The sequence below is a fragment of the Pseudomonas sp. YJ42 genome (genome assembly GCF_047225135.1).
GTDB lineage: Bacteria > Pseudomonadota > Gammaproteobacteria > Pseudomonadales > Pseudomonadaceae > Stutzerimonas > Stutzerimonas stutzeri_E.
In genome coordinates, this window is the sequence record NZ_CP178378.1 from 3,683,850 (window position 1) to 3,708,757 (window position 24,908).

The window sequence follows — 24,908 nt, forward strand, 5'->3', positions numbered from 1 at the left end:
TTTGCGTCTTGATGGGTGAGTTCGAGCTGATCCGCCATTACTTCGCCGCTGCCGCTTGTGCCAGGGCCGGCGGTGATGTCGTGTTGGGCATCGGCGATGACTGCGCCTTGCTAGCATTGCCGGCAGGCGAACAGTTAGCGGTATCCAGCGACACGCTGGTCGCCGGCATCCATTTCCCCGATCCTTGTGATCCTTACCTGCTCGGCCAGCGTGCACTGGCGGTTTCCACCAGTGATCTGGCGGGAATGGGTGCGACACCGATCGGTTTCACGCTGGCGCTGACCCTTCCCGATGCTGATTCCAACTGGCTAGCCGAATTCGCCCGTGGCCTCGACACGATGGCGGCGGGCTGCGCGATGCGTCTGATTGGTGGCGACACCACGCGCGGCCCGCTGAGCATGACGCTGACGGTGTTCGGTCGGGTGCCGGCGGGTCAGGGATTGCTGCGCAGTGGCGCGCAGCCGGGCGATCTGCTGTGCGTCGGCGGCGCGCTTGGCAATGCGGCCGGTGCGCTGCCTATCGTGCTGGGTGAGCGCGAGCAGGGGACGGCTGACGCGGCGGCGTTGCTTAGACATTACTGGTTGCCACAACCGCAGCTGGCGCTGGGACAGGCGCTACGCGGCAAGGCGAGCGCGGCGCTGGATATCTCCGATGGACTGCTGGCCGACTGTGGGCACATCGCCGCTGCGTCCGGCGTCCTGTTGTGCATCGAACAGATGAAGCTACCCTTGACGGACGCGCTGGTGCGCTTCGCAGGCTCTGACCAGGCCCTGCAATACGGCCTGAGCGGTGGCGACGATTACGTGCTGGCGTTTACCTTGCCAGCCGACGAGTTGGCGGCCTTGCAGGACGATGGCTGGCCGGTTCATGTGATCGGCCATGTGGCAGTCGGGGCGGGCGTGCGGTTGCTGAACGCCCGCGGCCAGGCGATCACGCTGGTCAGTCAGGGCTACAACCATTTCAGTGGCTGAGCGGGCTGGATAGCGCCGCCAGAATAAGAGAGGACAGCCGTTTGACCGATTCCCTGCAGCCTGCCGTCGAAGCGGTGCCCGTATCAGTATGGAGCAACCCTTGGCACAACCTGGCCTTCGGTTTCGGCTCCGGGACGTTGCCGAAAGCTCCCGGGACCTGGGGATCGCTCCTCGCGCTGGCGTTCGTGCCGCTGTGGCAGGCCCTGCCGGGCTGGGGCTACGGGCTGGTGATCGTCGCCAGCATGCTGTTCGGGATCTGGCTGTGCGGCAAGGTCGCCGAGGATCTGGGCGTACATGACCATGAAGGCATCGTCTGGGACGAGTTCGCCGGCATCTGGATCACCTTCTGGCTGGTGCCTGCGGGCTGGTACTGGCTGCTGCTCGGGTTCGTGGTGTTCCGGGTGCTCGACATCTTCAAACCATGGCCGATCAGTTGGGTGGACCGCCATGTGCACGGTGGGCTGGGGATCATGCTCGACGATATCCTTGCCGGCTTTGCCGCCTGCGCTCTGATGCACCTGGCGGTGCTGGGGCTGGGTTGAAGTCCGGGCTGTGCGGCTGATCGCTGTATCGACCCTGATACTCATGGAAGAATGTCGAGCTATCCCGTTTCAAGGAAGCCGCTACTGATGCGCTCCGTAATCCTGCTATTCGCGGCCTCTCTGTCGTTTGTATCCTTTGTCATCGCAGCGGCGCCGCTGGTGCAGGTGGTCGGTCTGTTTCCCGGTGCCGCGGTGGTGAATGTCGATGGCCAGCGCAAACTGGTGCGCGTCGGTCAGGTGGGGCCGGGCGGTGTCGAGGTGATTAGTGCTGATTCCAAAGGCGCGGTGCTGCGGGTCGATGGCATCGAGCGGCGCTATACGCTGAGTCGCGAACTGAGCGTCGGGTTCGCTGAGCCTGATCGCCGGCAACTGAGCATCGCACGGGGGCAGGGCGGTCACTACTGGGTGGCCGGTTCCATCAATGGCCAGTCGGTGCAGTTTCTCGTCGATACGGGGGCTACCTCGGTCGCGATAAACGAGATCCAGGCGCGACGTCTGGGAATCGATTATCGCGTCGACGGCAAGCCGATCGTGGTCAGCACCGCTGGCGGCACGGCCAAGGCTTGGCGAGTGCATCTCAACAGCGTCAAGGTGGGTGCCATCGATGTGCTCGGTGTAGAGGCCGTAGTGGTGGAGGGCGGGTCACCTTCGGATGCCCTGTTGGGCATGAGTTTTCTCAGCCGCGTCAGCTGGCGGGAAGATCAGGGTGTCCTGAAGCTCGAATCAAAAATCTGAGCCGGCGCCTTCTTCCCAAACCCAAGCCGTATCGGTCCGCGCCCGCGGCATCTTCCGATACAGCTTGTCGCAGGACTGCTGTTACAATATCCGCTTTTCTGCCTTCTGGAGTTTCTCCGGTGTCTGTCGTGTTCGTCGCCGCTTCCAAACTGCCGACGCCGTTCGGTGTGTTCACCATGCATGGTTTTCTCGATCAGGACACTGGCAAGGAACATGTCGTACTGACGCTGGGCGATGTTGCAGATGGCAGGCCCGTATTGGGTCGTCTGCATTCCGAATGCCTGACGGGCGATGCCCTTTTCAGTTTGCGCTGCGATTGTGGTTTCCAGCTGGAAGCCGCACTGCGCGCGATTTCCGAAGAGGGTCGCGGCGCGCTGCTCTACCTTCGTCAAGAAGGTCGCGGCATCGGGCTGCTGAACAAGATCCGCGCCTACGAACTGCAGGATGGCGGCGCCGATACCGTCGAGGCCAATGAGCGCCTCGGCTTTGCTCCCGACATGCGCGACTATGCGATCTGCCTGCCCATGCTCGAGCACTTGGGCATCGCCGAGATCAAGCTGATGACCAACAACCCGCGCAAGGTCAAAGCGCTACAGGGCTTCGGTATTCGCATCGCCGAACGCATGCCGCTGCAGATCGCGCACAATCCGCACAACCGCAAGTACCTCGCCACCAAGGCCGGTAAGCTTGGCCACATGCTCGGCGAAATTCACCAGGGCGAAGCCGAGCAGTCGTGAACCGCACGGCGACCCGCCGTCAGTTGGCGCTCGAAGGCTGGCGGTATCTGCTTTTCATGGTCGTACCCGTGCTCATCAGCAGCCAGCTTCCCCAACTGGCGGGCCGCTTCGGCGAGCCGCTGGCCCTGCCGTTGTTCCTCGTCGGCCTCGCCACGCTGTTTCTCAATCTGCCCCGTTTTACGGCCTACAAGCACGCCCTGATTGCTACTGAAAAAGATCTGGGTAGTGATGCCGAAGCATCCGCGTGGGCGGCGTTACGCGCCGTTCGGCTGCGGGCGTTGCGGACCGCCGCGCTACCGGCGTGGCTCGCCGCCATCGGTGCGCCGCTCGGCCTCGAGCCCGTCGCACAAGGGCTGCTGGTCTCGGGCAGTCTGGTGCTGCTGTTGCTCTACCGCATTCCGCGTCAGCTGCAATGATGCGTGCGCTACTGCTGGCCGTTGCGCTGTCGACCTCGCCTTTGCTTGCAGCAACGGAGCGGGTGGTCAGCCTGGCGCCTTCGCTGAGCGAAATCATGCTGGAGCTGAATGCGGACGATCTGCTGGTCGGTGTGCTCGACGGCGGCGAGCGGCCAGCTGCACTGGCCGGTTTGCCATCCGTGGGGCGGCTCGGTCAGTTGGAAATGGAAAGCCTGCTGGCGCTGCAACCGACACTGGTGCTGCTCAGGCCGGACAGCATCAGCCAGGCACAACGTGAGCAGCTGACGCAATTCGGCATCCCAGTGCTGGTTGCACAGCCGACCTCGCTGGCTGAGTTGTCCGAACAGTTCGCGCTGATTGGCGAGCGGATTGGTCGAGACGTGCAGGGTCGGGAGCTCGAGCGAGCGTTCAAGCAGGGCCTGGATCGATTACATCGACGTTACCATCGCGAGCGTCCGCTGACGGTGTTCTATCAGATCTGGAACCGCCCGCTGTACACCCTCGGTGGCCGACAGATCATCAGCGATGCCATTGAGGTCTGCGGCGGTCGCAACGTGTTCGCTGATCTGCAACTGCCTGCCCCTCAGGTCAGCATCGAGTCCGTGCTATCGCGCAATCCCGAGGTGATCCTCGCCGGCAGCGGCGCTCAGCTTTCCGAGTGGAAAGCCTGGCCCCGACTCATCGCGGTGCGCAAGGGCCAGCTGTGGGAAGTGCCGGACAAGGGTCTTGAGCGGCCGAGCTTCCAGATGCTGGGTGCGATCGGGAAGCTCTGTGAGGTGATGGCTGGAGCGGCGCGCTGAGCCGGAAGGTCTCCCGGTCCGGTTCCTTATAGAGAAGGTGACCAGGTGACGGCGAATAGGACGGTGCGGCCAGCTTCGCGATAACTGTAGTTTTGCACCGGGTCCGTCCAGGACGGGCCGGTGGGGCGGTCGTAGGTCGCCAGGGCGTAGTCGCGATCGAACAAGTTAGTAAGCTTTGCTTCCCAGCGCAGCTCGGCATGGCTTTGCCAGCCAGCCCGCACGTCGACAACGCCGTAGCCGGACAGCTGCCTGGAGTTGGCTGCGTCATCGTAACGGCTGCTCGAAACATGCCAGCTGGCGCCAGCCGAAAGCGTGTTGAACGTACGATCCAGATCGAGACTAAGGCTACGTTTCGCCCGGCGGGCCAGGGTACGGCCGCTAGCTTGGTCGCGTGGATCGATCAGACTGAGGGCCAGGCTGGCCTGCCAGCCAAACAGTTCGCGTGCCACGCTTGCCTCGAAGCCGTTGATACGCGCTTGGGCGATGTTCTCTGGGCGATTGATAGAGCCATCCCAGGCGATCATGTCTTCCACTTCAGTTCGATAGAGCGCGATTTCTAGCTGGGTCGGCGCGAAGTCACCGCGCCATTGTAATTCGTATGTTTTCGAGGTCTCGGGTGCCAGGTCGGGATTGCCTGATCCGGGATAGTAGAGATCTGAAAACGTCGGTGCACGGAAGCCTGCGCCGTAGCTGAGAATCCAGCGCTGCGACTCGCTGACTGGCAAGCTGAAAGCCGCATTCCAGCTGTTCTGGCTGCCGAACTGCTGGTTGTCGTCATGGCGCAAACCTAATTCAGTACCGAAACGATCACCTTGATAGCTGTGCTGGGCGAAAAAGGCCAAGTTGTCGCGGCTGTCTTCTTTGTAGGCAGTGGTTGCGTCGAGGCGGTCTTCGTACCAGTCGCTACCGAGGCTCAGTTGGTGGCTTTCGTTCAGTCGCAGGCGATTAATCCAGGCGGCGGAATGGCGCGTGGTTTCCAGTAGCCCGTCGTTGAAGGCTGAGCCCACTGCGCGGTTGCGGTCAAAACTGCGCCCCAGCTCCAGACGGCTGTTCCAGACCTCGCTCAACTGCCCGTCCAGGTAGCCGCTGTAGCTGCTGACGCGGAATTCGTCCTGAGGTGCGCCGGGGGCGAACTCGTAGGCGTCGTCGTATTCGTTCTCGCCGCGTTGGTCGTTGAGGCTCAGGCCGGCTTTCCAGTTGGCATCGATCTGATGGTCGAGCTTCAGGTGCAGGGCTTTGGTGCGCTGACCGTCATCATCGCGGTCGGCGCCACGCTCGTCCCGGGTGATATCGAAGTCCTCACGCTCATCGAGGCTGACCCCGAGATTGACGCGGGTCTGCTGGGTGCCGCCAGACAGATTCAGGCTGCGCTGGAACGTGTGGTCGCTTCCGGCCGCTAGCCGCACCTCTGGGTGCAGGCCTGGTCTTCCGCTTCGGGTGAATATCTGAATTACCCCGCCGACGGCGTCTGCGCCGTAGAGTGCCGAGCGCGGGCCGCGAACAACCTCTACACGGTCGATATTGTCTATCGCCAGATAATCGAGCCGGGCAATGCCGCTGGTTGAAGACGCGATGCGCTGCCCATCCAGCAGAACAAGGGTCTGAGCCGTTCCGGTGCCGCGCACGGATAGTGACGGCAGCCCGCCAGCGGTAGAAACGCTAACGCCAGGTACGCGCCGAAGGAGCTCTGGGACGCTTCTTGCCTGCAAGCGCTTGATGTCATCACGAGTGAATACCGTGTTGGCGGCGGTGGCCTGCGCGCGAGGTTCGGCTTGGCGCGCCGAGGTAACGAGCATGTTTGGCAACTGATAGCTGTCACTCACGTTCGTATCGGCAAATGCCTGGGAAGCCGGCAGCAGTGCCACAGCCAACGCAAGACGGGTCAGTTTCATCAGAATCATCCTCAAAAGATCAGCGCTTTTGAGGAGGGCAGGAACAAGCGCAAGGATAGACAGCCGCGCTTGACGGTGCTGCCCTCCGCAACACCAGTCGAATCCGCCAGGCCGGTCTCCGGGCTTTCGACACGCACCCGGCTCGCCTTCCCATGCGATGCACAGTGGCGGTTGAGCGGGCGGTGATCCAGCGGATCACGGTCGATTACCGTTGCGGGGGCAGCGCCGGCCTTGCACATGTGAGCGCACCGGCTTCCCGTTTAATGCGGACCTTGCGGTCACGCACACCTGGGCGGATTAGAAATCGCGGGAACCATAAGGGCTGTCCCCGAGAAATACAAGCAAAGCACTCGTAGCCGAGCGCGTCCTGTGCAACGAGAAGGCGGCTGCCGTGGTTCGATCAGGTATTTGCAGGGGCTGGGCAGGCGCGACGGCGAGTTCGTGCGCACCTCGCCATATTGCCGAGACGTCCTCTACGCCGCAGATGGCCTCAGGCGGCGTCTGATGACGAACTCAACGCCGCTTCAAGCAGCCTCAGAGCTGGGCCAGTCGCGCGCGGATAGCGGCTTCGATGCCGACGGCATCGAGGCCGCATTCCTTGAGCATCTCGGCGGGCTTGGCGTGCTCGACGTAGTAATCGGGCAGGCCCATATGGAGGATCGGTTTCTGCAGGTTTTCGGCGGCGAGGAATTCGCCGACGGCACTGCCAGCCCCGCCCATGATGGAGTTTTCCTCGATCGTCACCAGCAGGTCGTGGCTGTCGGCCATCTGCCGCACCAGCGCCTGGTCCAGTGGTTTGACGAAACGCATGTCGACGACGCTGGCGTCGAGCGCTTCCGCAACCTGCAGCGCTTCAGTCAGCTGTACACCGAAGACCAGCAAGGCGACCCGGCGACCTTCGCCGTTGCCACCTTGGCGACGCACCACACCCTTGCCGATTTCCAGCGGCTCGAGTCCGGGCTCGATCGCTGCATTCGGGCCCGTGCCGCGCGGGTAACGTACCGCCGCGGGACCTTCGAAGTGATAGCCGGTGGTAAGCATGCGGCGCATCTCGTTCTCGTCGCTGGGGGTCATTACCAACATGCCGGGGATGCAGCGCAGATAGGACAGATCGAAACTGCCCGCATGGGTCGGACCGTCTTCGCCGACCAGGCCGGCGCGGTCGATGGCGAACAGTACGTCGAGGTTCTGTACCGCGACGTCATGGATCAGTTGGTCGTAGGCGCGCTGGAGGAAGGTCGAGTAAATCGCCACCACCGGCTTGGCACCCTCGCAGGCCATGCCGGCGGCTAGGGTGACCGCGTGCTGCTCGGCGATGGCGACGTCAAAGTACCGATCCGGGTAGCGTTCACTGAACTCGATCAGATCGGAGCCTTCCTTCATCGCCGGGGTGATCCCGGTCAGACGCGGATCGGCGGCGGCCATGTCGCACAGCCATTGGCCGAAGACGTTGGAATACTTCGGGCCGCTGGGCTTCTTCGGGGCTGAAGGTGCGCCGACCGGTTCCAGTTTGCTGATCGCATGCCAGGTGATGGGGTCGACTTCCGCCGGGGCGAAGCCTTTGCCTTTCTTGGTCACCACATGCAGGAATTGGGGGCCGGCCAGGTCGCGCATATTGCGCAGGGTCGCGATCAAGGTCGGCAGGTCGTGGCCGTCAATGGGGCCGATGTAATTCCAGCCCAGCTCTTCGAACAGCGTCCCGGGAACCAGCATGCCCTTAGCGTATTCCTCGGTGCGGCGGGCGATTTCCCAGGCGCCCGGCAGGCGCGAGAGGACCTTCTTGCTGCCCTCGCGCATGCTCGAGTAGGTACGGCTGGAGAGGATCTTGGCCAGGTAGTTGGACAGGCCGCCGACGTTGCGCGAAATCGACATGTCGTTGTCGTTGAGCACCACCAGCATGTCGGCGCCGACTTCCGGCGCGTGGTTCAACGCTTCGAACGCCATGCCCGCGGTGAGCGCGCCGTCGCCGATTACCGCGATGGACTTGCGCTTCTTGCCCTGCAGGCGCGCGGCGATGGCCATGCCCAGGGCGGCGCTGATGGAGGTGCTGGAATGGCCGACGCCGAAGGTGTCGTATTCGCTCTCGCTACGGCGTGGGAAGGCGGCGAGGCCATCCTTTTGGCGCAGGCTGGCCATGCGCTCGCGGCGCCCGGTGAGAATCTTGTGCGGGTAGGCCTGATGGCCGACGTCCCACACCAGACGGTCGTCCGGCGTGTCGTAGACGTAGTGCAGCGCGATGGTCAGCTCGATTACACCGAGCCCGGCACCGAAGTGTCCGCCGGTCCGGCCCACGCTGTACAGCAGCTCCTGCCGCAGTTCGTTGGCGAGTTCTTCGAGTTCCGCTTCGCCCAGGCGGCGCAGCTGCTCGGGAGTGGCCGCGCGGTCAAGAACGGGCGTCGTAGGGCGAACCCGAGGAATCTCATGGAACGTCTTGGGCATCGGGCGAATCGTTTTGGCTGAAAAAAGAGCCGCAGTTTACCTGATGGTTACTACGAGAAGAATGATCCAGGCATCAACGGTCATCGCCGCTCGGGTAAGCAGCCTGGCCTGGCAGCTGCGGATTCAGCTTCGACGTTCAACAATGAAACGGGCCAACTGGCGCAAAGGCTCCGCGGCGGTGCCGAAGGCGACGACGGCCTCGAGCGCCATATCTCGCAGCTCCAACGCGTAGGCCTTGGCCTCATCCATCCCTAGCAGTGCCGGATAGGTGGGCTTGTCACGCGCGATATCGGCACCCTGATGCTTGCCGAGCGTGGCGGTGTCGCTTTCCACGTCGAGGATGTCGTCCTGCACCTGGAAGGCCAGGCCGATCGCCTGTGCATACCGTTGCAGAGCGGCCAGCCTTTCGGCATCTGCTCGCCCGCTGGCCAAGGCGCCGAGACGCACGCTGGCTTCGATCAGGGCGCCGGTCTTGTGCCGGTGCATCAGCTCCAACGCTTCGCGGTCGAGTTTGACGCCAACCGAGCCGAGGTCGATGGCCTGTCCGCCAACCATGCCGCCCGGGCCTGCGGCGCGCGCGAGATTGACGAGCATTTCCAGGCGAAGCGCCGGATCCGCAGGGTTGCGCGCTTCGGTGGCCAGTGCTTCGAAGGCCAGGCTTTGCAGGCCGTCGCCGGCGAGGATCGCGCAGGCTTCGTCGAAAGCCTTGTGCGTAGTCGGTTGGCCGCGACGCAGGTCATCATCGTCCATGGCCGGCAGGTCGTCGTGGACCAGCGAATAGGCATGGATCAGTTCGACGGCGCAGGCGGCGCCATCGGCTTGCGCGCTGTCCCCTTCGAGCGCCTCGCAGGCGGCATAGACCAGCAGCGGGCGCACGCGCTTACCGCCGTTCATGACGCTGTAGCGCATGGCCTGGTAGAGGCGTTCGAGTTCGTGGCGGGGCGGGGTGAAAAGCGTATCGAGGCAGCTGTCGACGCGCTTCTGGCAGCGTTGCTGATAGTCGCCGATCATGCGTCGGGATCCACCTCGAAGGGGGCTTCCTGCAGTTTGCCGTCACGCTCGAGCAGGATCTGTACCTTCTGCTCAGCTTGGCTTAGCGCCGCCTGGCAGTCACGGGTCAGGCCGATGCCTTGCTCGAAGCAGGTCAGCGAATCCTCCAGCGACAGCTCGCCGCTTTCCAGGCGCTCGACCAACTGCTGGAGCTCGGCGAGGGATTGTTCGAAATCGAGGGCGACTTTCTTGCGGGCCATGGCGGAACCTGTCTGTGCGGCTGCTCTGAAACGGGCGCGACACTAGCAGAGCTGGGCGGCATTAGCCATAAGCCGCCCGGGCTATGCGCCGCTCAACGCCAATATGTGGCCTGGAAATAATACAGCGTCATGGCACTGCCGACCCCAATGACGAAGGCGCGTAGCCAGGTGGCTGGCAGCTTCTTGCTCAGCGCACCGCCGGTATAGCCGCCAAGCGTGGTACCGATCAGCAGGATTGCCAGTTCGTAACCGCTCACCCGTCCAGCAATGATGAAGGTGGCCGTGGCGACGCTGTAGATGATCGCCGAGATCAGATTCTTCAGCGCGTTGGCGCGAACCAATTGGTGGCCTTCGATGGAAAAGGCCGCCAACTGCAGAATGCCCATGCCCGCGCCGAAATAGCCGCCGTAGATGGACACCAATCCATGTGCCGCCAATGATGCAGGCGCATGCGGCGGTATTGCACTGTCGTCCTTGCGGCGTGCCGCCAGCCAGCGGCTCAGCCAGGGACTAGCGGCGAAGAGGGCGGTAGCGACGAGCAATAACCAAGGGATCAGCAGGCTGAACACGTCGTCGCCGCTGGCGAGCAGCAACAGACCACCGAGTAAGCCGCCGATCAGTCCCGCCAGCAGCAGCGGGATCAGGTAACGACCCAGCGGTCGTAATGCCGAGCGTGCCGCCCAGGCACCGGCGAGACTGGCCGGCCACAGCGCCACGGCATTGGTCGCATTGGCTGTTACCGGCGGCAAGCCGGTGGCCAGTAGCGCCGGGAACGAGAAGAAGGTGCCGCCGCCGGCGAGGGCGTTCATTCCGCCGGCGGCGAAACCGGCGGCAATCAGCAGCAACAGGTCGAACAAGGGCATCGGGCGAGCTCGCGACAAAAGGGCGCAGGTTATCTCTGCCGCTTCGCCTCGCCAAGCGGATCCACGCAGGACCCACGACGGAGGGGACCCATGCGATATCGCGCCGGCGGCAAGGGCGAGTGATCGACGGCAGAGAGGGTTCTAGCGGTCGGACGGGTGTTGGCCTTCATCCATCCGGGCGCTGGCCAGCTCGTTGAGGATCCCGCAGTCGCCCGCCGGTTGATTACCGCTGCAGCAGCTGCGCAATTGCTGCAACTGGCGCTCCAGTCCGCGAAGGCTATCCAGACGCGCACGGACACGTTCGAGTTGTTCGTCGATCAGCAGGTTGATGTCGCCGCAGTCAGCCTCGGGGTGGTCGGAGAATGCAAGCAGTCGACGAATGTCGGCGAGGCCGATGTCCAGCGCTCGGCAATGGCGAATGAACACCAGCTGCGTCAGCTGTTTTGTCGTGTAGGCGCGATAGCCGTTGGCGCCCCGTTTCGGAGCGGGCATCACTCCGATTTTTTCGTAATAGCGGATCGTCTCGACATCCACCCCCGCGGCTGCGCTCAATTGGCCTATACGCATGATCGCTCCCGTATTCAGACTTGACCCTGGAGCTGCTCCAGGGTGTGCAATAGGTTTCGAATATAAACGAGGAGGGCAAACCATGTCGTCGAAATGCTGTGATTCCGGCTGCGGCACGAGCCCGGCGGTGAGCCCCGGTTTCCGCAAAGCACTATGGATAGCGCTGGCAATCAATCTGGCGATGTTCGTCGTGGAGATCGTCAGCGGTCTACGGGCGGGCTCGGTCTCGCTGCTGGCCGACGCCATCGACTTCGCCGGCGACGCCGCCAACTACGGCATCACCCTGGTGGTGTTGTCCATGGGGCTCGTCTGGCGCTCGCGTGCAGCCATGGTCAAAGGCCTGTCGATGCTGGCATTCGGTGTGTTCGTGTTGGGTCGCGCTGGCTGGTCCGCCTACGCCGGCGTGGTGCCGGAACCGCTGACCATGGGCGTCATCGGCGCGCTGGCGCTGGTTGCCAACGTTGTTGTGGCGCTAATGCTCTATGCGTTTCGCGAGGGCGATTCGAACATGCGCTCGGTCTGGCTGTGCAGCCGCAATGATGCGCTGGGCAACATCGCGGTGATGATCGCCGCGGCAGGCGTTTTCGGTACGGGTTCGGGTTGGCCCGACCTCGTCGTGGCGTTGATCATGGCTGGGTTGGCACTGTCGGCGGGCTTCTCGGTGGTACGCCAGGCGCGGCAGGAACTGGGCACGCCGCAGCATCAGGGCTGAAATGGGTCAACCGGCAATGGCCGCCACGACCGCGATGAAGATCATGCCCGTCACCGCCAGTCCGGCCGCGGCCAGCTTGCCGACCGTCTCGGAACTCAGGCCCAGAGCTTTGTGTTTGGCCTGAGCGCCGAAGCGGCCTTCGGTGCGGTGCAAGCCTTCCACCGGCTGGAATAGATTGTCCGGCTGCTCGTCGCTGGCCGGTTCGTCGGTCATCTGTCCGCTCCAGGCTTGCTTGGCCATCATCCGGTCGAGCAGGCCGGGCATGAACATGTTACCGATGATCGCCTGGAACGAGGCGCGGCCGAGCCATAGCTCGCGCGGCGCATCGGTTGCCGCGCGGACGATCGCGCGTGCGGCGACCTCTGGCGTATGGATCGGCGGGACCGGCTGTGGCCGCTTCTGCATCTTGTTGCGCGACCAGTCGAACTGCGGTGTGTTGTGTGCCGGCAACTGAACCATGGTCAACCGCACCCGGCTGTTGGTATGGATCAGTTCGCAACGCAGCGAATCGGTGAAACCGCGAATCGCGAATTTAGCGGCGCAATAGGCCGACTGCAATGGAATCGCCCGGTAGGACAATGCCGAGCCCACCTGAACGATGGTGCCGCGGTTGCGCGACTCCATGTAGCGCAGCGCCGCCAGCGTGCCGTGGACGAAGCCCAGGTAGGTCACCTCGGTCACACGCTTGAATTCCGCCGCGCTGATCTTGTTCACCGGGCCGAACACCGTCGCCATCGCCGCGTTGACCCAGATCTCGATCGGACCCAGCTCTTTTTCGATCCGCTCGGCCGCACGATCGATCGCTTCTGCGTCAGCCACATCCGCGGCGATCGCCAGAACCTTTGCGCCGGACGCTTCCAGCTCGCTGCGGGTATCGGCCAAGCCCTGCTCGCCGCGTGCGATCACGGCGACTCGGTAACCCGCCTGGGCCAGCGCGTGCGCCGTTGCCCGCCCCACGCCAGCGGTGCCGCCACAAATCACGGCGGTCTGTTCGCGGTCGGTCATCTCCGGACTCCTTTTCTAAGAGGCTGGCTGGCACTATCGCAACAGTGCGTTCCAGCCGGCATAGCGATGATTGATCGGGCCACGCGGCAGGCTCAGGCTGATCACCAGCGCGCCGGCGATCAGGCTGCCCAGGGTGGCGGCGAACCCGGCGCCGTCGAGCAAGGCGGGGGAGGCCAGTAGCCAGGCACCGATCGGCAGGTTGAGAAAGCGCAGCGGCCGCGCCACCTCGGCGAACGCCAGCACCGAGACGGTGATCAGCAGCGAGCCCATCAGGTGGTCGCTGTTGGCCATCGCCCCTTCGGTGCCGAAGATCAGGCGAGTGCACATCAGCCAGACACCGAGGACACAGAGCAGCGCCAGGCCCCATGGCAGATTCACGCCGCGGAGCCCCTTGAGCATCATGGCTGAAAGGGCGCCCTCGAATTCTGGCGTATTGTCTTCACGCGCGCCCTCCATGGCGTCGCCTTGGAAGAAGGTCTTCCAGAAAGGCTTGCCGCGGCGCCGCGCGTCTTTGAGGAACTGCCCCATGGCAACCAGTTCGTCCAGCGCGTAGGGCATCATCACCAACATGGCCAGCGCCTGGATCAGGCACAGGGTGCACCATGTATTGATGAAAATCGGCTGGGCAATGATGAAGAAGATGCTCACCGCGCCAAGCGGCACCACCACAATGCCGAATGCCGCGACCATCCAGGGCATGGTGCGCCAGCGACGAGCGTCGCCCATCACCGCCATCAGCAGCTCGATCATGTAGGCCATGACGCCGACTCCCGCGTCGGAGACAGGCCAGGCGCGGGACATGTCGGAGGTTATGATGGTTTCCGTGCCGTTGGGCTGAGTGCCAAAAAAGGGATCCCAGGCATTCGCCGTATGGCCGAGTTGGTAGGCCGCCAGATAGCGCGCCAACAGAATGCCGATGACCGCGAGGATCGCGATGGGCAACCGCTGCAGCCAGGTCGAGGGATTGTAATCCCAGCCCGGCGGGACCGCGGCCTTCTGCATCATTCCGGACATGCTCATTCCGGGCATCATCGGCACTAGCGTCGAGAAGGCAATCACCAGTCCTCCGACCAACAGGGCATTGCCGTAGCTGGCTGGCGACGGGGTCCAGAACAGCAGCGGCGCGAACATCAACCAGAGGCCCATTGCCGTGTTGGCCCATTGCGCCCAGGCGATTCGCTTGAGCGAAAGGACCGAGAACAGAATGATCAGGACGCCGCTGATCACATCATTCCAAGTCATCAACAGCGCGCGGGTCGCTACCTCGGGCACGTCGCGCTCGGCGGCCAGGCGGGCGAGATCCAGATCCGTGCTGGCAATGTTCGAATAGCCGAAGATGAAGGGCGCGCTGAGGATCCAGAAGCCCAGCAGGGCGTTAGCGAAGTGGCACCACAGCGTGGCGAGGCGGCGGCGCTCCATCATTTGCATGTGGTCTTCCATGCCCATGTCCGAAGGCATGGCCGATTGCCGCAAATATTCGCCTTGATGCTCCATGTACCTCTCCTCTTGTCGAAGCGATGGCTGCATGTCGCGTTCGGGCCGGCGCGGGTATTCACGGCCGGCTGTCGATCAACCGCTGGTCAGTGGACCGGAGGAGGCGGGGAGGAGTTGCAGAAAAATAAATGCTGACCGAGCTGTTAAACGGGCCATGCCACGGAGGTTGTCCTGCAGCTCCGTCGGCAGGCGCTACGTACGAAATCTTCGCGCCGCGGCTTTTATGCCGAGCAGTCCGGCTCGACAGTGAAAGTCTTGGACGAATCCACCAACCCGATGTCTTCCAGCGCGCGGCGGCCGATGAGTACCGGATAATTCATTTTGTCGCGATCGTTCAGCGAGAACTGTTCTTCGTAGGTCCGATTGCCCAGGCACACTTTCATCAGCACCACAGGCCGCTTTTCGGCGCCGCCAGCCCCGCGCACCTTGATGTCCCGTACCACCTCGCGCTCTATGCGTTTCTCGATTTTCTTGTCGGTATCGACGTCTTCAAGCTCAAGGGTGAAACGCACCCAGTCATCGCCGTCCTTTTTGAATCGATCGATGTTCTCGGCGTGCATCGAGGAGGTCAGCGCACCGCTGTCCAGCTTGAATTTCACGGCAATTTCTTCCGGAAGGATCAGACCTTTCTCGATCCAACCGAGCACCTGAGGTGAATCTGCCAGAGCCTGTGCGGTACAAGCGGATAGCAACCCGGCCAATGCGAGCGCTTTGGCCTGTCTGGGACGTTTCCAGCGGAGCATTTTTCACCTCGAAGTCAGTGGGGCAACGGAAACGATAGAGTCGATGGCCCTGGATACGTTCAACAAACAGGCAAGCACACCTTTGCGGGCGGACAGCATCGGCGGCGCATCGCTCCATTGACTCGCTGCATAGCCTTCATTGGAAAAAACAATCGGACGGCTGTCGCAGCTTGTACTCCACCCATAAGGTCGCCTGCGATCGCTGTTGCATTCGAATCGCGGTGATCCATTAACGGAGCGAAGGAGGCAGTCACTAGGAAAGTCCAAAATTAAGAGGTGAACCATGTTCGTCCACAACAAACGACTTCAGTACACCGTGCGAGTGGCCGGCCCGAATCCCGGGCTAGCCAACCTGATGCTTGAGCAGTTCGGCGGGCCGCAAGGCGAGCTCGCTGCCGCCATGCGCTATTTCACCCAAGGCGTATCCGAGGACGACCCAGGTCGCAAGGACATGCTGATGGATATCGCCACCGAGGAGTTGAGCCACCTCGAAGTGATCGGCTCCATCGTCGGCATGCTCAACAAGGGCGCCAAAGGTGAGCTCGCCGAAGGCGTCGAGAAAGAGGCGGATCTGTATCGCTCACTGACGGGCGGCGGCAACGATTCGCACATCACCTCGTTGCTGTACGGCGGCGGGCCGGCGCTGACCAACTCCGGTGGCATACCCTGGACGGCGGCTTACATCGATACCATCGGCGAGCCGACGGCGGACCTGCGCTCCAACATCGCGGCCGAGGCGCGAGCCAAGATCGTTTACGAGCGTTTGATCAACGTGACCGACGATCCTGGGATCAAGGATGCGCTGAAGTTCCTCATGACCCGGGAAATCGCGCACCAGAAATCGTTCGAGAAGGCGCTACACGCCATTCAACCCAACTTCCCTCAGGGCAAGCTGCCGGGCGAGCCACAATTTGCCAACGTCTACTACAACCTGTCTCAAGGCGAAGGCGACCTGCGCGGGCCTTGGAATCAGGGGCCGGAGTGGGAGTTCGTCGAGAGCCCGCAGCCGGCGGTGGACGGTGGTGATGGCAAGCCTTCGGTCGATCTGAGCAAGGCTCAGCAGAAGGTGGTGCAACAGATGGCGGTACGGACCCAGTCCGATGTTTCCGTCGACCCCATGACCGGAGCTGACCTGGGCTCGGGCCAAGCGGTAACGAAAGGCAAGGCCTGACGGCGCGGGCGGCCGGTGCGGCTGATATCAATCGCACCGGCTGCTTTTTCGCTGTCGTGTCTTGGGGGCATTGAGGCCGTGCTTCGACTTCTTTCGTCCCGCCGAGGCGGGCTCGGGCCTCGGGTCGGTTCTCGACCATGACGAAGAAATGTTCTAGATCGATGCATAGCCTTAGTCTGATTGGACGATCTGCAGCATTGTTTCGACGATGAGCAGCCGAAGCGGCAGCGCGTCGGTACATCCTGTCTCCACGGTCTGACACAGACCGATCACTAACCAAGGAGACAGCCATGACTCGCATTAACGCACTGACTATCGAACAAACCGCCGAATCCGTACGTCCCGCACTGGAGGGCATCGGCAAAGCACTGGGCTTCGTTCCCAACGCATTTCTCACCCTGGCCCACGCACCGGCTGCCTTGGGTGGTTACTTGGCGTTGTCGCAAGCGCTCGGGCGCGGCAGCTTGACCGCCCGGGAGCGTGAAACCGTCGCGCTGGCTACCTCGCAGGTGAACAGCTGCGATTACTGCCTCGCCGCGCACAGCCTGTTCGCCAGCAAGGCCGGGCTCGACGACAATGCCATCGGCCAGGCGCGAGAGGGTCGGCTCGATGCCGTGGCAGTCCTGGCCCGCGAGATCACCGAAAGCCGGGGCCTGGTGAGCGACGAACAGCTCGCCGCCGCCCGAGCAGCCGGGTTGGATGATCGCCGTATCGTCGAGGTCGTCGCCCATGTCAGCCTGCTGACGCTGACCAACTACCTCAACAACCTGGCCGACACCGAAGTGGACTTTCCGGCCGTCGCATCCTGAGTGGCTGCAGGCTTTGTGCCGCAGCCAGCTGGGTTTGCCGAACCTCGGCAGGCCCAGCTTCGGTGACGCTCGGTGTGCCGGGGTTGAATCGCCACGCTCGATCATGCTTCTTCGAGCGGTTGAGTGGGGCCCTGTTAGCCTACGCCGCAGACGTCTGAAACGGCGCTCCGAAAATGAAAAAAGCCGGCTTGTGGCCGGCTTTCCGTTAGCGGTATTGGCTTATTTTTGGTAAGCCGCCACAGCCTTGGTGATTGCTGCACGGGCGGCGTCGGCGCCTTCCCAGCCTTCGACCTTGACCCACTTGCCCTTCTCCAGATCCTTATAGTTCTCGAAGAAGTGCTTGATCTGCTCGATCAGTAGTGGCGGCAGGTCGGTGTATTCCTTCACGTCCACGTACAGCTGGCTCAGCTTGTCGTGCGGGACGGCGATCAGCTTGGCGTCGCCGCCGGCTTCGTCGGTCATGTTCAGCACGCCTACCGGACGGCAGCGGATGACCGAGCCTGGGGCAACCGGGTAGGGGGTCACGACCAGTACGTCGAGCGGGTCGCCGTCATCGGCGAGGGTGTGCGGGATGAAGCCGTAGTTCGCCGGGTAGAACATCGGCGTAGCCATGAAGCGGTCAACGAACAGGCAGTCGGTGTCGTGATCGATTTCGTATTTGATCGGCGCGTGGTTGGCCGGGATTTCGATGGCGACGTAGATGTCGTTTGGCAGGTCTTTGCCGGCCGGGACTTTGCTGTAGCTCATGAACATTGCTCCGTGGTCGGCCGAGGCGGCCTGGGGCGAAAAAAGTGGGCGCGATTATAGGCGCACTGTCGGGCGTTTTGCCATGCCGGTCGAGGTGGACCTTTGCAAGCACGGTGATGCGCGCATTCGACGATGCCAAGTCAATGAGGTTCCGCATACGCCGGGTGCCCATGCTGAAGCTTCTGCAGGCGCGTCAGTGGATCCTGGCGGTAGAACGCGGCGAGCTGTTGGTAGACCTCGGGAAAGGTCTCGTGCAGCACGTCTGGTGCGCTGAAGAAATACTCACTGGTGACGGCAAAAAACTCGGCCGGGTTCTCCGCGGCGTACGGATCGATTGCCGTGTGGGCATGAGGATCGGCGTCCAGCGTGGCGTTGAGCGAGTCGTAGGCGCTTTGCATCACTGCTGCCCAAGTGTCGATGCGCATGTTGCGGTGCAGCGGGGGGAGGCCATTGGCGTCGCCGTTGAGCATGTCGAGCTTGTGCGTCAGTTCGTGGATCACCAGGTTGTAGCCTTCCCAGCCGCCGCTTTGCTGCACGCCCGGCGAGGCCAGGATCACCGGACCCTGCAGCCAGGCTTCACCGCTGTGCTCGCCGTCCCACTCGTGCACGACACCGGCCGAATCGCGGTGTTTTTGTGGGCTGTGGAAGTCGTCGGGGTAGATGACGATTTCATGGAAGCCCTGATACCAGTCCAGATCGGCCAAATGCAGCAAAGGCAGCTCCGCTTGTGCGGCCAGGCGCAGGCGATCAACCAGCTGCAGTTCGACCCCGGGCAGCGCGGTCAGGCGCTTGGCATGCAGAAACAGCAGGCTGCGCTCACGCAGGCGCTCGGTTTCCTCGGCGCTGAGACCATCGAGAATCGGCAGGCTGTCGAGCACGCTTTGCCAGAGCGCCGGTTCGATGGCGAGACGGGCGAGGATGCGCTTGCGGCGCCAGTCGCGAAAAGACCACATGAGCAGGTTCCAGCCGGGAGGGCACAAACCTTAAGCCTGGCGAGGGCTGGCGGCAAGCCATCAAGCGGGAAGCTGCTGCGCTGGCTCGCGCGCCAGCCGCCCGAGCTTGTTGGGGTTGACCACGGAATAGATAGTCACGACCTGCTGGCCGTCGCTGACCAGCGTCATGGCGGCCTGGATCCGCTCGCCGCTGCGGATCACCACACCGGGTTCGCCATTGATGGTTTCGACGCTGGCACGCCACTGCCCGGCGGCGCGGCGCGCAATGCCGATGGCCAGACGATGCGCTGCCCGTATGCCGTGCACGACCTTCGAGGCCGCCGCGGCCTGACCGCCGCCGTCCGCCAACCAGCTGACCTCGTCGGCCAGCAGATTGACGAAAGCATCACCGCCCGGCGCCAGCAAGGCCTCGGCGAAACGCTCGACCAATTGCCGGTGTGCCTGCGGGTCCACGACGAAGCGCGGCTGGGCCTCACGTATCCGTTTGCGCGCACGGCTGACGATCTGCCGGCTGGCGGCCGCTTGTTTGCCCAGCACTTCTGCGATCTCGTCATAGCTGCAATCGAACACTTCGCGCAACAGCAGCGCCGCGCGCTCTTCGGGTGCCAGCCGCTCCAGCGCCACCATGAAGGCCATGGACAGGTCGGCTCGCAGATCGATGGCCTGCTCGGCTCGGTTGCCGGTAAACCCCAGCAGCGGTTCCGGCAGCCACGGACCGTAATAGTCCTCCTGACGAGCACGGCGCTGGCGCAACTGATCGATGCCCAGCCGCGTCACCACCGTGACCAGCCAGGCTTCGGCATCGCGAATCGTTGTGCAGTCGGCCTCGCTCCACTTGAACCAGGCGTCCTGCAGCAGGTCCTCGGCGTCCACGCGGCTGCCCAGTAGCCGATAGGCGAGACCGAAGAGCTTCGGCCGCAGCCCCTGATAGAAATCGATCTTGTCGTTCACGTTCGCTCCGCAGGCATTCCTCTCCAGCATGGACGAATGAGCCCGGTCGATTGTGACAGCGCCTCCGCTGGAGGCTGGGCTGTCACACATCGACAAAGGCATGCGTCCTGGCAGTGTCATTTTCGACACTGCCTATGGAGCGATCTTGCCATGACCCCACGACTGGATTTTCTGAAACATGTCGATGCGTTGCCGATGCAGGCACTGACTGCCGTCAGCGCCTATGTGCATGAGAGCGACATCGATCCGCAGCTGCGCATGCTCATCGATCTGCGCGCCTCGCAGCTCAACGGCTGCGCCTATTGTCTCGACATGCACACCAAGGACCTGCTGGCGATGGATACGCCGCTGCCACGCATCTACCTGCTGCCCGCCTGGCGCGAGACGGCTGTCTACAACCCTGCCGAGCGAGCGGCTCTGGCCTGGACCGAGGCTGTGACCGAACTGCCTGATGGCGCCTCGCTGGATCGCTGCTACCGCGACCTGGCCGAGCACTATTCGCCACGCGCCATTACCCAGCTGACCTTTGCCATCATTGCGATCAACGGCTGGAACCGCCTCAATGTAGCCTTCGGTCGCGAGCCCGACGACTATCGCACCGGCGATCTGCAGCCTCGCTTCACTCAGGCGTTGCAACGCTTCGAGGATCTACGGCCGGCGCCACGTACCTGAACCTGTATGGAGACGAACATGAGCGAACCCCGAAATACCCTGACGTTGCTCAATCCGCCCGGCCTGTACGACCCGGCACCGAATGGCTACTCGCATGTCGGCATCGTGCCGGCTGGCACGCGGTTGGCCTTCATCGCTGGCCAGGGCGGCGAAACCGCGGACGGTCGGCTGCCGAGCGATTTCCAGCAGCAGGTGCGGCAAGCCATGGACAATCTTTCGATCGCCATCGAGGCCGCCGGAGGGCGACCATCGCAGGTGGTCAAGCTGACGGTACTGATCGTCGATCACAACGAGCAGCGCCTGGGCATCCTCGGCGAGGAGTTGGCGCGGCTGTTTGGCGAGCAGCTGAAACCGACCTGTACGCTGATTCCGGTGCCGCGGCTGGCACTGGACGGGATGCTGTTCGAAATCGATGCGGTGGTGGCGTTGACGGAAACCTGATCGTTGACTTGGGGGCGACACTGGTCCGACGCTGTTGTGGGTGAGGCAGCTTTGCCGCCTCGCCCCACGTGCAGCCGCAGCTTCGGCGAATGCGTTTGGCTTAACCGAGCAGGAAGTTGCCCGCTTTCGGCGTGCCGTCATCCAAGCTGAGCACGTCCGCTTCGTCCTTGAGCGTCACGCCCGAGAGCTGGCGGCGGCAGGCTTCGCGCATCAGATGGATCAGCCTGTGGGCGGCGAGGTTGTAGCTCAGGCCTTCCAGGCGGATGTTGGAAATGCAGTTGCGGTCGGCATCGGTGCGGCCGACTTTCGGCGCGAAAGTGAAGTACAGGCCGAGGCTGTCCGGCGAGCTCAGGCCGGGGCGTTCGCCCACGAGCATCACCACCATTTTCGCCTTGAGCCGCTCGCCGACTTCGTCACCGAGCGCGACGCGGCCTTGTTGTACCAGGCAGATCGGCGCGAGGCTCCAGCCGTCCTTTTCGATCTGCTCCTCGATGCGCTGGAGCAAGGGCAGGGCGTGACGCTGCACGGCCAGCGCCGACAGGCCATCGGCGATGACGATGGCCAGGTCGTAGCCCGTCGCGTGTTGCTGCGCGTGATCGTTCACCCGCTCGGTCGAGTCGTCACTCAATCGCCGCCCCAGATCTGGCCGCTGCAGATAGGTGTCGCGGTCCGGTGCGGCGCTGTGCAGCTGTAGGACGCGATGGCCGCGCCGTTCCAGCTGCGTCGCCAGCTCTTCGGTGTCCAGGGCGAGGTGCACGGCGTCCCGCGCCTGGGCATGGGCGAACTGGAAATCCAGCTGGGCGTCGGTGGGCAGACTGACGCCCGCACGCCCCAGGGCGATCCGCGCGGGCGTGAGCTGACGCAGGTGAGCCCAGGGATTGGTGATGGCGGTGGGCGTTGGCGATTGCCGGCTCATGGGGCATTCCTTGGTTCAGGTCGACGGGCGGGGGCGGGGGCGGGGACGCGCCGCGTCGGGGGCTTCATGTCATGCGCTCCAGCGCCTGTCGGAAGGCCGGTGGAAGCTCGCTGCCCATCTGCAGGCGGCCGCCGTCCTGGCGCAGGATGTCCATTTTCGCCAGCCATTCTTCGAATTCTGGCGCCGGCCTGAGCCCTAGGCTCTGGCGCAGGTAGAGGGCATCGTGAAAGGAGGTGGTCTGGTAGTTGAGCATTACGTCGTCCGAGCCGGGGATGCCCATGATGAAGTTGATGCCGGCAGTGCCGAGCAGGGTCAGCAGCACGTCCATATCGTCCTGATCGGCTTCGGCGTGGTTGGTGTAGCAAATGTCGCAGCCCATGGGCACGCCGAGCAGCTTGGCGCAGAAGTGATCTTCCAGCCCGGCGCGGATGATCTGCTTGCCGTTATAGAGATATTCCGGGCCGATGAACCCGACCACGGTATTGACCAGCAGCGGCTTGAATTTGCGCGCCACGGCATAGGCACGCGCCTCGCACGTCTGCTGGTCGACGCCATGGTGCGCGTTGGCCGACAAGGCGCTGCCCTGGCCGGTTTCGAAGTACATCAGGTTGTCGCCCACAGTGCCGCGCTTCTGCGACAGGCCGGCCTCGTAGCCTTCCCGTAGTACCGCCAGATTGATGCCGAAACTGCTGTTAGCCGCCTCGGTGCCGGCGATGGACTGGAACACCAGATCCAGCGGCGCACCGCGGTTGATCGCTTCGATGGAGGTGGTGACGTGGGTGAGGATGCAGCCCTGAGTCGGGATTTCGTAGCGCTGGATGATGGCGTCGAGCATCTTCAACAGTTCGCAGATGCCGCTGGTGCTGTCGGTGGCGGGGTTGATGCCGATCACCGCGTCGCCGTTGCCGTAGAGCAGGCCGTCGACGATGCTCGCGGCGATGCCGGCGGCCTCGTCGGTCGGGTGGTTGGGCTGCAGGCGGGTAGACATGCGCCCGCGCAGGCCGATGGTGTTGCGGAATCGGCTGACGACCCGGACCTTCTGCGCCACCAGAATCAAGTCCTGCACGCGCATGATCTTCGACACCGCGGCGACCATTTCTGGCGTCAGCCCCGGCGACAGCGCCTTCAGCGAGGCTTCATCTGCGTCGTTACCCAGCAACCAGTTGCGGAAATCGCCCACGGTCAGGTGGCTGACCGGGGCGAAGGCGTTGGCGTCGTGACTGTCGATGATCAGGCGGGTGACTTCATCGGTTTCGTAAGGGATCAGCGCTTCGTCGAGGAAGCGCTTGAGCGGGATCTGCGCCAGGCACATCTGTGCGGCGACGCGCTCGGCGTCGCTGCCCGCCGCGACTTCGGCGAGGAAGTCGCCGGAGCGCGCCGGGCTGGCTTTGGCCATCACCTCGCGCAAGCTGTCGAAGCGCCAGTTGGTGCCGCCTACGCTATGCGCATATCCCGCCATGTCGCCCCCTTGTGTGTGCGATGCCTTATTTGTGCAGTGCCGCTTCGGCGTTCTCGATCGCTGCGAACTCTTCTTCCGGCGTGCCAGCCACCAGATGGTGCCGGCTGTAGAAGGCGAAGTAGGCGATGAAGATCCCGTAGATCACCACGGCGGCGATCACCACCCGCGGGTCGACCAGGAAGCCCGCCACCACCGCGATGCAGGCCAGCACCAGCGCGACGCCCGAGGTCAGCACACCGCCGGGCGTCTTGTACGGGCGATGCATATCCGGGCGACGCATGCGTAGGACGATATGCGAGGCCATCATCAGCACGTAGGAGATGGTCGCACCGAACACCGCGACGAGAATCAGCAGGTCGCCCTGGCCGGTCAGCGAGAGCAGGAAGCCGATGATGCCCGGAATAACCAGTGCCATGACCGGCGCCTTGTTCTTGTTGGTCAGCGACAGTTTGCGCGGCAGGTAGCCGGCCCGCGACAGCGCGAAGATCTGCCGCGAGTAGGCGTAGATGATCGAGAAGAAGCTGGCGATCAGCCCGGCCAGCCCGACCAGATTGACGAAGCCGCTCATCCAGGTGGACGAGCCATAGGCGGTGGTAAGCGCTTCGACCAGCGGGTTGCCGGACTCGACCAGTGTGCTGGAACCCGCACCACCGGGGCCGACCAGCAGGATCAGCCCGGCAAAGGCCACCAGAATCAGCATGGCGCCGATCAGCCCGCGCGGCATATCGCGCTGTGGATCCTTGGTTTCCTCGGCGGCCAGCGGCACGCCTTCGACCGCGAGGAAGAACCAGATCGCGTAGGGAATCGCCGCCCAGATACCCACGTAGCCATAGGGCAGGAAGTTACTGGCGCCAGCGGCGCTGGTCGGCGCGATGTCGAGCAGCTTGTCCACCGAGAAGTGCGGCACCATCGCGACGATGAACACGCCCAGTGCCAGCGCCGCGATCGCGGTAATGATGAACATCAGCTTCAACGCCTCGCCGACACCAAATATGTGGATGCCGATGAAGATAATGTAGAACGCGAGGTAAATCGCCCAGCCACCAATACCGAACAGTGACTCGCAGTAAGCGCCGATAAACACGGCGATGGCCGCCGGCGCGATGGCGTATTCGATGAGGATCGCCGTGCCAGTGAGAAACCCGCCTAATGGGCCGAAGGCGCTACGGGCGAAGCCATAGCCGCCGCCCGCAGTGGGGATCATCGAAGACAGCTCGGCCAGCGAAAAGCACATGCACAGGTACATGGTCGCCATCAGCAGCGTGGCGATGAACAGCCCGCCCCAGCCACCCTGGGCGAGCCCGAAGTTCCAGCCGGCATAGTCGCCGGAAATGACGTAAGCAACGCCCAGGCCCACCAGCAGCACCCAACCGGCGGCGCCTTTCTTCAGTTCGCGTTCCTTGAAATAGGTGCTGCCAACTGTTTCGAAATCGATGGCGTGATTTGGAGGTGTCGCACTGCTGTGTTCGAGAGCCATGGGAATCATCCTCTGATGGGGTCGGGTACGGCAGGATCGTTAAAGCAAGCGCTGTGCCTGCAGCATACTTTCGCTCTGCTGCGCCTTATCGCAGGCACCGCCGCACCAGCCCGGCGCGCATGGCGTCGGGCTGGCACCTTGTCGGA

General features: G+C 63.3%; 26 protein-coding genes and 1 riboswitch. Of the genes, 11 read left to right on the top strand and 15 right to left on the bottom strand.

Annotation, left to right across the window (positions count from 1 at the left end; all coding sequences use genetic code 11):
- The first annotated feature begins 11 nt into the window (after nucleotides 1–11).
- The 6 genes from thiL to ACL0K2_RS16940 all read left to right on the top strand — a co-directional run bounded on the left by thiL (nucleotide 12) and on the right by ACL0K2_RS16940 (nucleotide 4,201).
- Nucleotides 12–971 (top strand): thiamine-phosphate kinase, encoded by a 960-nt coding sequence (thiL, locus tag ACL0K2_RS16915; protein ID WP_413043086.1) that lies wholly within the window; start codon nucleotides 12–14, stop codon nucleotides 969–971.
- A 41-nt stretch (nucleotides 972–1,012) separates the two neighbouring features.
- Nucleotides 1,013–1,513 carry a phosphatidylglycerophosphatase A gene (locus ACL0K2_RS16920; RefSeq protein WP_413043087.1) on the top strand — a complete coding sequence of 167 codons (501 nt, stop codon included), beginning with the start codon at nucleotides 1,013–1,015 and terminating at the stop codon, nucleotides 1,511–1,513.
- An 87-nt stretch (nucleotides 1,514–1,600) separates the two neighbouring features.
- On the top strand, nucleotides 1,601–2,248 hold the full coding sequence (locus ACL0K2_RS16925; protein WP_045163743.1) for a TIGR02281 family clan AA aspartic protease: 648 nt from the start codon (nucleotides 1,601–1,603) through the stop codon (nucleotides 2,246–2,248).
- A 119-nt stretch (nucleotides 2,249–2,367) separates the two neighbouring features.
- On the top strand, nucleotides 2,368–2,985 hold the full coding sequence (ribA, locus tag ACL0K2_RS16930) for a GTP cyclohydrolase II (RefSeq protein WP_045163742.1): 618 nt from the start codon (nucleotides 2,368–2,370) through the stop codon (nucleotides 2,983–2,985).
- The gene (locus ACL0K2_RS16935) at nucleotides 2,982–3,401 is read left to right on the top strand and encodes a hypothetical protein (RefSeq protein ID WP_413043088.1); all 420 of its coding nucleotides are present in this window, start codon (nucleotides 2,982–2,984) and stop codon (nucleotides 3,399–3,401) included. Before ribA ends, ACL0K2_RS16935 begins: the two co-directional genes overlap by 4 nt.
- A complete protein-coding gene (locus ACL0K2_RS16940) occupies nucleotides 3,401–4,201 on the top strand; it encodes a cobalamin-binding protein (protein WP_413043089.1) in 801 nt (266 codons plus the stop codon). The genes ACL0K2_RS16935 and ACL0K2_RS16940 overlap by 1 nt, the downstream gene beginning before the upstream one ends.
- A gap of 26 nt (nucleotides 4,202–4,227) precedes the next feature.
- Here ACL0K2_RS16940 and ACL0K2_RS16945 read toward each other — a convergent pair whose 3' ends face one another.
- From ACL0K2_RS16945 to ACL0K2_RS16970, 6 genes are all read right to left on the bottom strand, one after another.
- On the bottom strand, nucleotides 4,228–6,093 hold the full coding sequence (locus ACL0K2_RS16945; RefSeq protein ID WP_413043090.1) for a TonB-dependent receptor domain-containing protein: 1,866 nt from the start codon (nucleotides 6,091–6,093) through the stop codon (nucleotides 4,228–4,230).
- 91 nt (nucleotides 6,094–6,184) lie between these two features.
- Nucleotides 6,185–6,400, bottom strand: a riboswitch (cobalamin riboswitch).
- Nucleotides 6,401–6,627: 227 nt separating this feature from the next.
- Nucleotides 6,628–8,532 (bottom strand): 1-deoxy-D-xylulose-5-phosphate synthase, encoded by a 1,905-nt coding sequence (gene dxs / locus ACL0K2_RS16950; protein WP_413043091.1) that lies wholly within the window; start codon nucleotides 8,530–8,532, stop codon nucleotides 6,628–6,630.
- A gap of 123 nt (nucleotides 8,533–8,655) precedes the next feature.
- On the bottom strand, nucleotides 8,656–9,543 hold the full coding sequence (locus tag ACL0K2_RS16955) for a polyprenyl synthetase family protein (RefSeq protein WP_045163737.1): 888 nt from the start codon (nucleotides 9,541–9,543) through the stop codon (nucleotides 8,656–8,658).
- Complete coding sequence (locus ACL0K2_RS16960; protein WP_021206714.1) at nucleotides 9,540–9,782, bottom strand: exodeoxyribonuclease VII small subunit; 243 nt, start codon at nucleotides 9,780–9,782, stop codon at nucleotides 9,540–9,542. Before ACL0K2_RS16960 ends, ACL0K2_RS16955 begins: the two co-directional genes overlap by 4 nt.
- 92 nt (nucleotides 9,783–9,874) lie before the next feature.
- Complete coding sequence (locus ACL0K2_RS16965; protein WP_413043092.1) at nucleotides 9,875–10,645, bottom strand: sulfite exporter TauE/SafE family protein; 771 nt, start codon at nucleotides 10,643–10,645, stop codon at nucleotides 9,875–9,877.
- Between the two features lie 141 nt (nucleotides 10,646–10,786).
- Entirely contained in the window at nucleotides 10,787–11,212 is a 426-nt protein-coding gene (locus tag ACL0K2_RS16970; protein WP_413043093.1) for a Cd(II)/Pb(II)-responsive transcriptional regulator, read from the bottom strand.
- A gap of 82 nt (nucleotides 11,213–11,294) precedes the next feature.
- Here ACL0K2_RS16970 and ACL0K2_RS16975 point away from each other — a divergent pair, with 82 nt between their 5' ends.
- A complete protein-coding gene (locus ACL0K2_RS16975; protein ID WP_413043094.1) occupies nucleotides 11,295–11,924 on the top strand; it encodes a cation transporter in 630 nt (209 codons plus the stop codon).
- A gap of 6 nt (nucleotides 11,925–11,930) precedes the next feature.
- Here the strand turns inward: ACL0K2_RS16975 and ACL0K2_RS16980 are convergent, their stop codons facing one another.
- The 3 genes from ACL0K2_RS16980 to ACL0K2_RS16990 all read right to left on the bottom strand — a co-directional run bounded on the left by ACL0K2_RS16980 (nucleotide 11,931) and on the right by ACL0K2_RS16990 (nucleotide 15,166).
- Nucleotides 11,931–12,929: an SDR family oxidoreductase gene (locus ACL0K2_RS16980; protein ID WP_413043095.1), complete on the bottom strand. Its 999-nt coding sequence runs from the start codon at nucleotides 12,927–12,929 to the stop codon at nucleotides 11,931–11,933.
- Between the two features lie 33 nt (nucleotides 12,930–12,962).
- Nucleotides 12,963–14,423 carry a vitamin K epoxide reductase family protein gene (locus tag ACL0K2_RS16985; RefSeq protein ID WP_239611090.1) on the bottom strand — a complete coding sequence of 487 codons (1,461 nt, stop codon included), beginning with the start codon at nucleotides 14,421–14,423 and terminating at the stop codon, nucleotides 12,963–12,965.
- A 221-nt stretch (nucleotides 14,424–14,644) separates the two neighbouring features.
- Nucleotides 14,645–15,166 (bottom strand): ATP-dependent zinc protease, encoded by a 522-nt coding sequence (locus ACL0K2_RS16990; RefSeq protein WP_052679344.1) that lies wholly within the window; start codon nucleotides 15,164–15,166, stop codon nucleotides 14,645–14,647.
- A gap of 283 nt (nucleotides 15,167–15,449) precedes the next feature.
- On the opposite strand from ACL0K2_RS16990, the gene ACL0K2_RS16995 reads away from it, so the two are divergent.
- The gene (locus ACL0K2_RS16995) at nucleotides 15,450–16,337 is read left to right on the top strand and encodes a manganese catalase family protein (protein WP_045163732.1); all 888 of its coding nucleotides are present in this window, start codon (nucleotides 15,450–15,452) and stop codon (nucleotides 16,335–16,337) included.
- Nucleotides 16,338–16,627: 290 nt separating this feature from the next.
- Nucleotides 16,628–17,146: a carboxymuconolactone decarboxylase family protein gene (locus ACL0K2_RS17000; protein WP_045163731.1), complete on the top strand. Its 519-nt coding sequence runs from the start codon at nucleotides 16,628–16,630 to the stop codon at nucleotides 17,144–17,146.
- A 219-nt stretch (nucleotides 17,147–17,365) separates the two neighbouring features.
- Here the strand turns inward: ACL0K2_RS17000 and ppa are convergent, their stop codons facing one another.
- From ppa to sigJ, 3 genes are all read right to left on the bottom strand, one after another.
- Entirely contained in the window at nucleotides 17,366–17,893 is a 528-nt protein-coding gene (gene ppa, locus ACL0K2_RS17005) for an inorganic diphosphatase (protein WP_045163730.1), read from the bottom strand.
- Nucleotides 17,894–18,033: 140 nt separating this feature from the next.
- On the bottom strand, nucleotides 18,034–18,846 hold the full coding sequence (locus ACL0K2_RS17010) for a zinc-dependent peptidase (protein ID WP_045163729.1): 813 nt from the start codon (nucleotides 18,844–18,846) through the stop codon (nucleotides 18,034–18,036).
- 60 nt (nucleotides 18,847–18,906) lie between these two features.
- Nucleotides 18,907–19,797, bottom strand: a complete 891-nt coding sequence (sigJ, locus tag ACL0K2_RS17015) for an RNA polymerase sigma factor SigJ (protein ID WP_413043096.1) — start codon at nucleotides 19,795–19,797, stop codon at nucleotides 18,907–18,909.
- Between the two features lie 150 nt (nucleotides 19,798–19,947).
- Here sigJ and ACL0K2_RS17020 point away from each other — a divergent pair, with 150 nt between their 5' ends.
- Nucleotides 19,948–20,469, top strand: coding sequence for a carboxymuconolactone decarboxylase family protein (locus ACL0K2_RS17020; protein ID WP_045163727.1), 522 nt, complete (start codon nucleotides 19,948–19,950; stop codon nucleotides 20,467–20,469).
- An 18-nt stretch (nucleotides 20,470–20,487) separates the two neighbouring features.
- Entirely contained in the window at nucleotides 20,488–20,910 is a 423-nt protein-coding gene (locus ACL0K2_RS17025) for a RidA family protein (RefSeq protein ID WP_045163726.1), read from the top strand.
- 100 nt (nucleotides 20,911–21,010) lie between these two features.
- Here ACL0K2_RS17025 and eutC read toward each other — a convergent pair whose 3' ends face one another.
- The 3 genes from eutC to eat all read right to left on the bottom strand — a co-directional run bounded on the left by eutC (nucleotide 21,011) and on the right by eat (nucleotide 24,762).
- The gene (gene eutC / locus ACL0K2_RS17030) at nucleotides 21,011–21,826 is read right to left on the bottom strand and encodes an ethanolamine ammonia-lyase subunit EutC (protein WP_413043097.1); all 816 of its coding nucleotides are present in this window, start codon (nucleotides 21,824–21,826) and stop codon (nucleotides 21,011–21,013) included.
- A gap of 64 nt (nucleotides 21,827–21,890) precedes the next feature.
- A complete protein-coding gene (locus ACL0K2_RS17035; protein ID WP_413043098.1) occupies nucleotides 21,891–23,285 on the bottom strand; it encodes an ethanolamine ammonia-lyase subunit EutB in 1,395 nt (464 codons plus the stop codon).
- Nucleotides 23,286–23,310: 25 nt separating this feature from the next.
- Nucleotides 23,311–24,762 (bottom strand): ethanolamine permease, encoded by a 1,452-nt coding sequence (gene eat / locus ACL0K2_RS17040; RefSeq protein WP_413043099.1) that lies wholly within the window; start codon nucleotides 24,760–24,762, stop codon nucleotides 23,311–23,313.
- Nucleotides 24,763–24,908: the final 146 nt, after the last annotated feature.

Bases quoted from the DNA above. Each gene is read 5' to 3' on its own strand.
- thiL (WP_413043086.1), top strand. From the start codon at position 12: ATGGGTGAGTTCGAGCTGATCCGCCATTACTTCGCCGCTGCCGCTTGT.
- ACL0K2_RS16925 (WP_045163743.1), top strand. From the start codon at position 1,601: ATGCGCTCCGTAATCCTGCTATTCGCGGCCTCTCTGTCGTTTGTATCC.
- ACL0K2_RS16940 (WP_413043089.1), top strand. From the start codon at position 3,401: ATGCGTGCGCTACTGCTGGCCGTTGCGCTGTCGACCTCGCCTTTGCTT.
- ACL0K2_RS16945 (WP_413043090.1), bottom strand. From the start codon at position 6,093: ATGAAACTGACCCGTCTTGCGTTGGCTGTGGCACTGCTGCCGGCTTCC.
- dxs (WP_413043091.1), bottom strand. From the start codon at position 8,532: ATGCCCAAGACGTTCCATGAGATTCCTCGGGTTCGCCCTACGACGCCC.
- ACL0K2_RS16955 (WP_045163737.1), bottom strand. From the start codon at position 9,543: ATGATCGGCGACTATCAGCAACGCTGCCAGAAGCGCGTCGACAGCTGC.
- ACL0K2_RS16960 (WP_021206714.1), bottom strand. From the start codon at position 9,782: ATGGCCCGCAAGAAAGTCGCCCTCGATTTCGAACAATCCCTCGCCGAG.
- ACL0K2_RS16965 (WP_413043092.1), bottom strand. From the start codon at position 10,645: ATGCCCTTGTTCGACCTGTTGCTGCTGATTGCCGCCGGTTTCGCCGCC.
- ACL0K2_RS16970 (WP_413043093.1), bottom strand. From the start codon at position 11,212: ATGCGTATAGGCCAATTGAGCGCAGCCGCGGGGGTGGATGTCGAGACG.
- ACL0K2_RS16975 (WP_413043094.1), top strand. From the start codon at position 11,295: ATGTCGTCGAAATGCTGTGATTCCGGCTGCGGCACGAGCCCGGCGGTG.
- ACL0K2_RS16980 (WP_413043095.1), bottom strand. From the start codon at position 12,929: ATGACCGACCGCGAACAGACCGCCGTGATTTGTGGCGGCACCGCTGGC.
- ACL0K2_RS16985 (WP_239611090.1), bottom strand. From the start codon at position 14,423: ATGGAGCATCAAGGCGAATATTTGCGGCAATCGGCCATGCCTTCGGAC.
- ACL0K2_RS16990 (WP_052679344.1), bottom strand. From the start codon at position 15,166: ATGCTCCGCTGGAAACGTCCCAGACAGGCCAAAGCGCTCGCATTGGCC.
- ACL0K2_RS16995 (WP_045163732.1), top strand. From the start codon at position 15,450: ATGTTCGTCCACAACAAACGACTTCAGTACACCGTGCGAGTGGCCGGC.
- ACL0K2_RS17000 (WP_045163731.1), top strand. From the start codon at position 16,628: ATGACTCGCATTAACGCACTGACTATCGAACAAACCGCCGAATCCGTA.
- ppa (WP_045163730.1), bottom strand. From the start codon at position 17,893: ATGAGCTACAGCAAAGTCCCGGCCGGCAAAGACCTGCCAAACGACATC.
- ACL0K2_RS17010 (WP_045163729.1), bottom strand. From the start codon at position 18,846: ATGTGGTCTTTTCGCGACTGGCGCCGCAAGCGCATCCTCGCCCGTCTC.
- ACL0K2_RS17020 (WP_045163727.1), top strand. From the start codon at position 19,948: ATGACCCCACGACTGGATTTTCTGAAACATGTCGATGCGTTGCCGATG.
- ACL0K2_RS17025 (WP_045163726.1), top strand. From the start codon at position 20,488: ATGAGCGAACCCCGAAATACCCTGACGTTGCTCAATCCGCCCGGCCTG.
- eutC (WP_413043097.1), bottom strand. From the start codon at position 21,826: ATGAGCCGGCAATCGCCAACGCCCACCGCCATCACCAATCCCTGGGCT.
- ACL0K2_RS17035 (WP_413043098.1), bottom strand. From the start codon at position 23,285: ATGGCGGGATATGCGCATAGCGTAGGCGGCACCAACTGGCGCTTCGAC.
- eat (WP_413043099.1), bottom strand. From the start codon at position 24,762: ATGGCTCTCGAACACAGCAGTGCGACACCTCCAAATCACGCCATCGAT.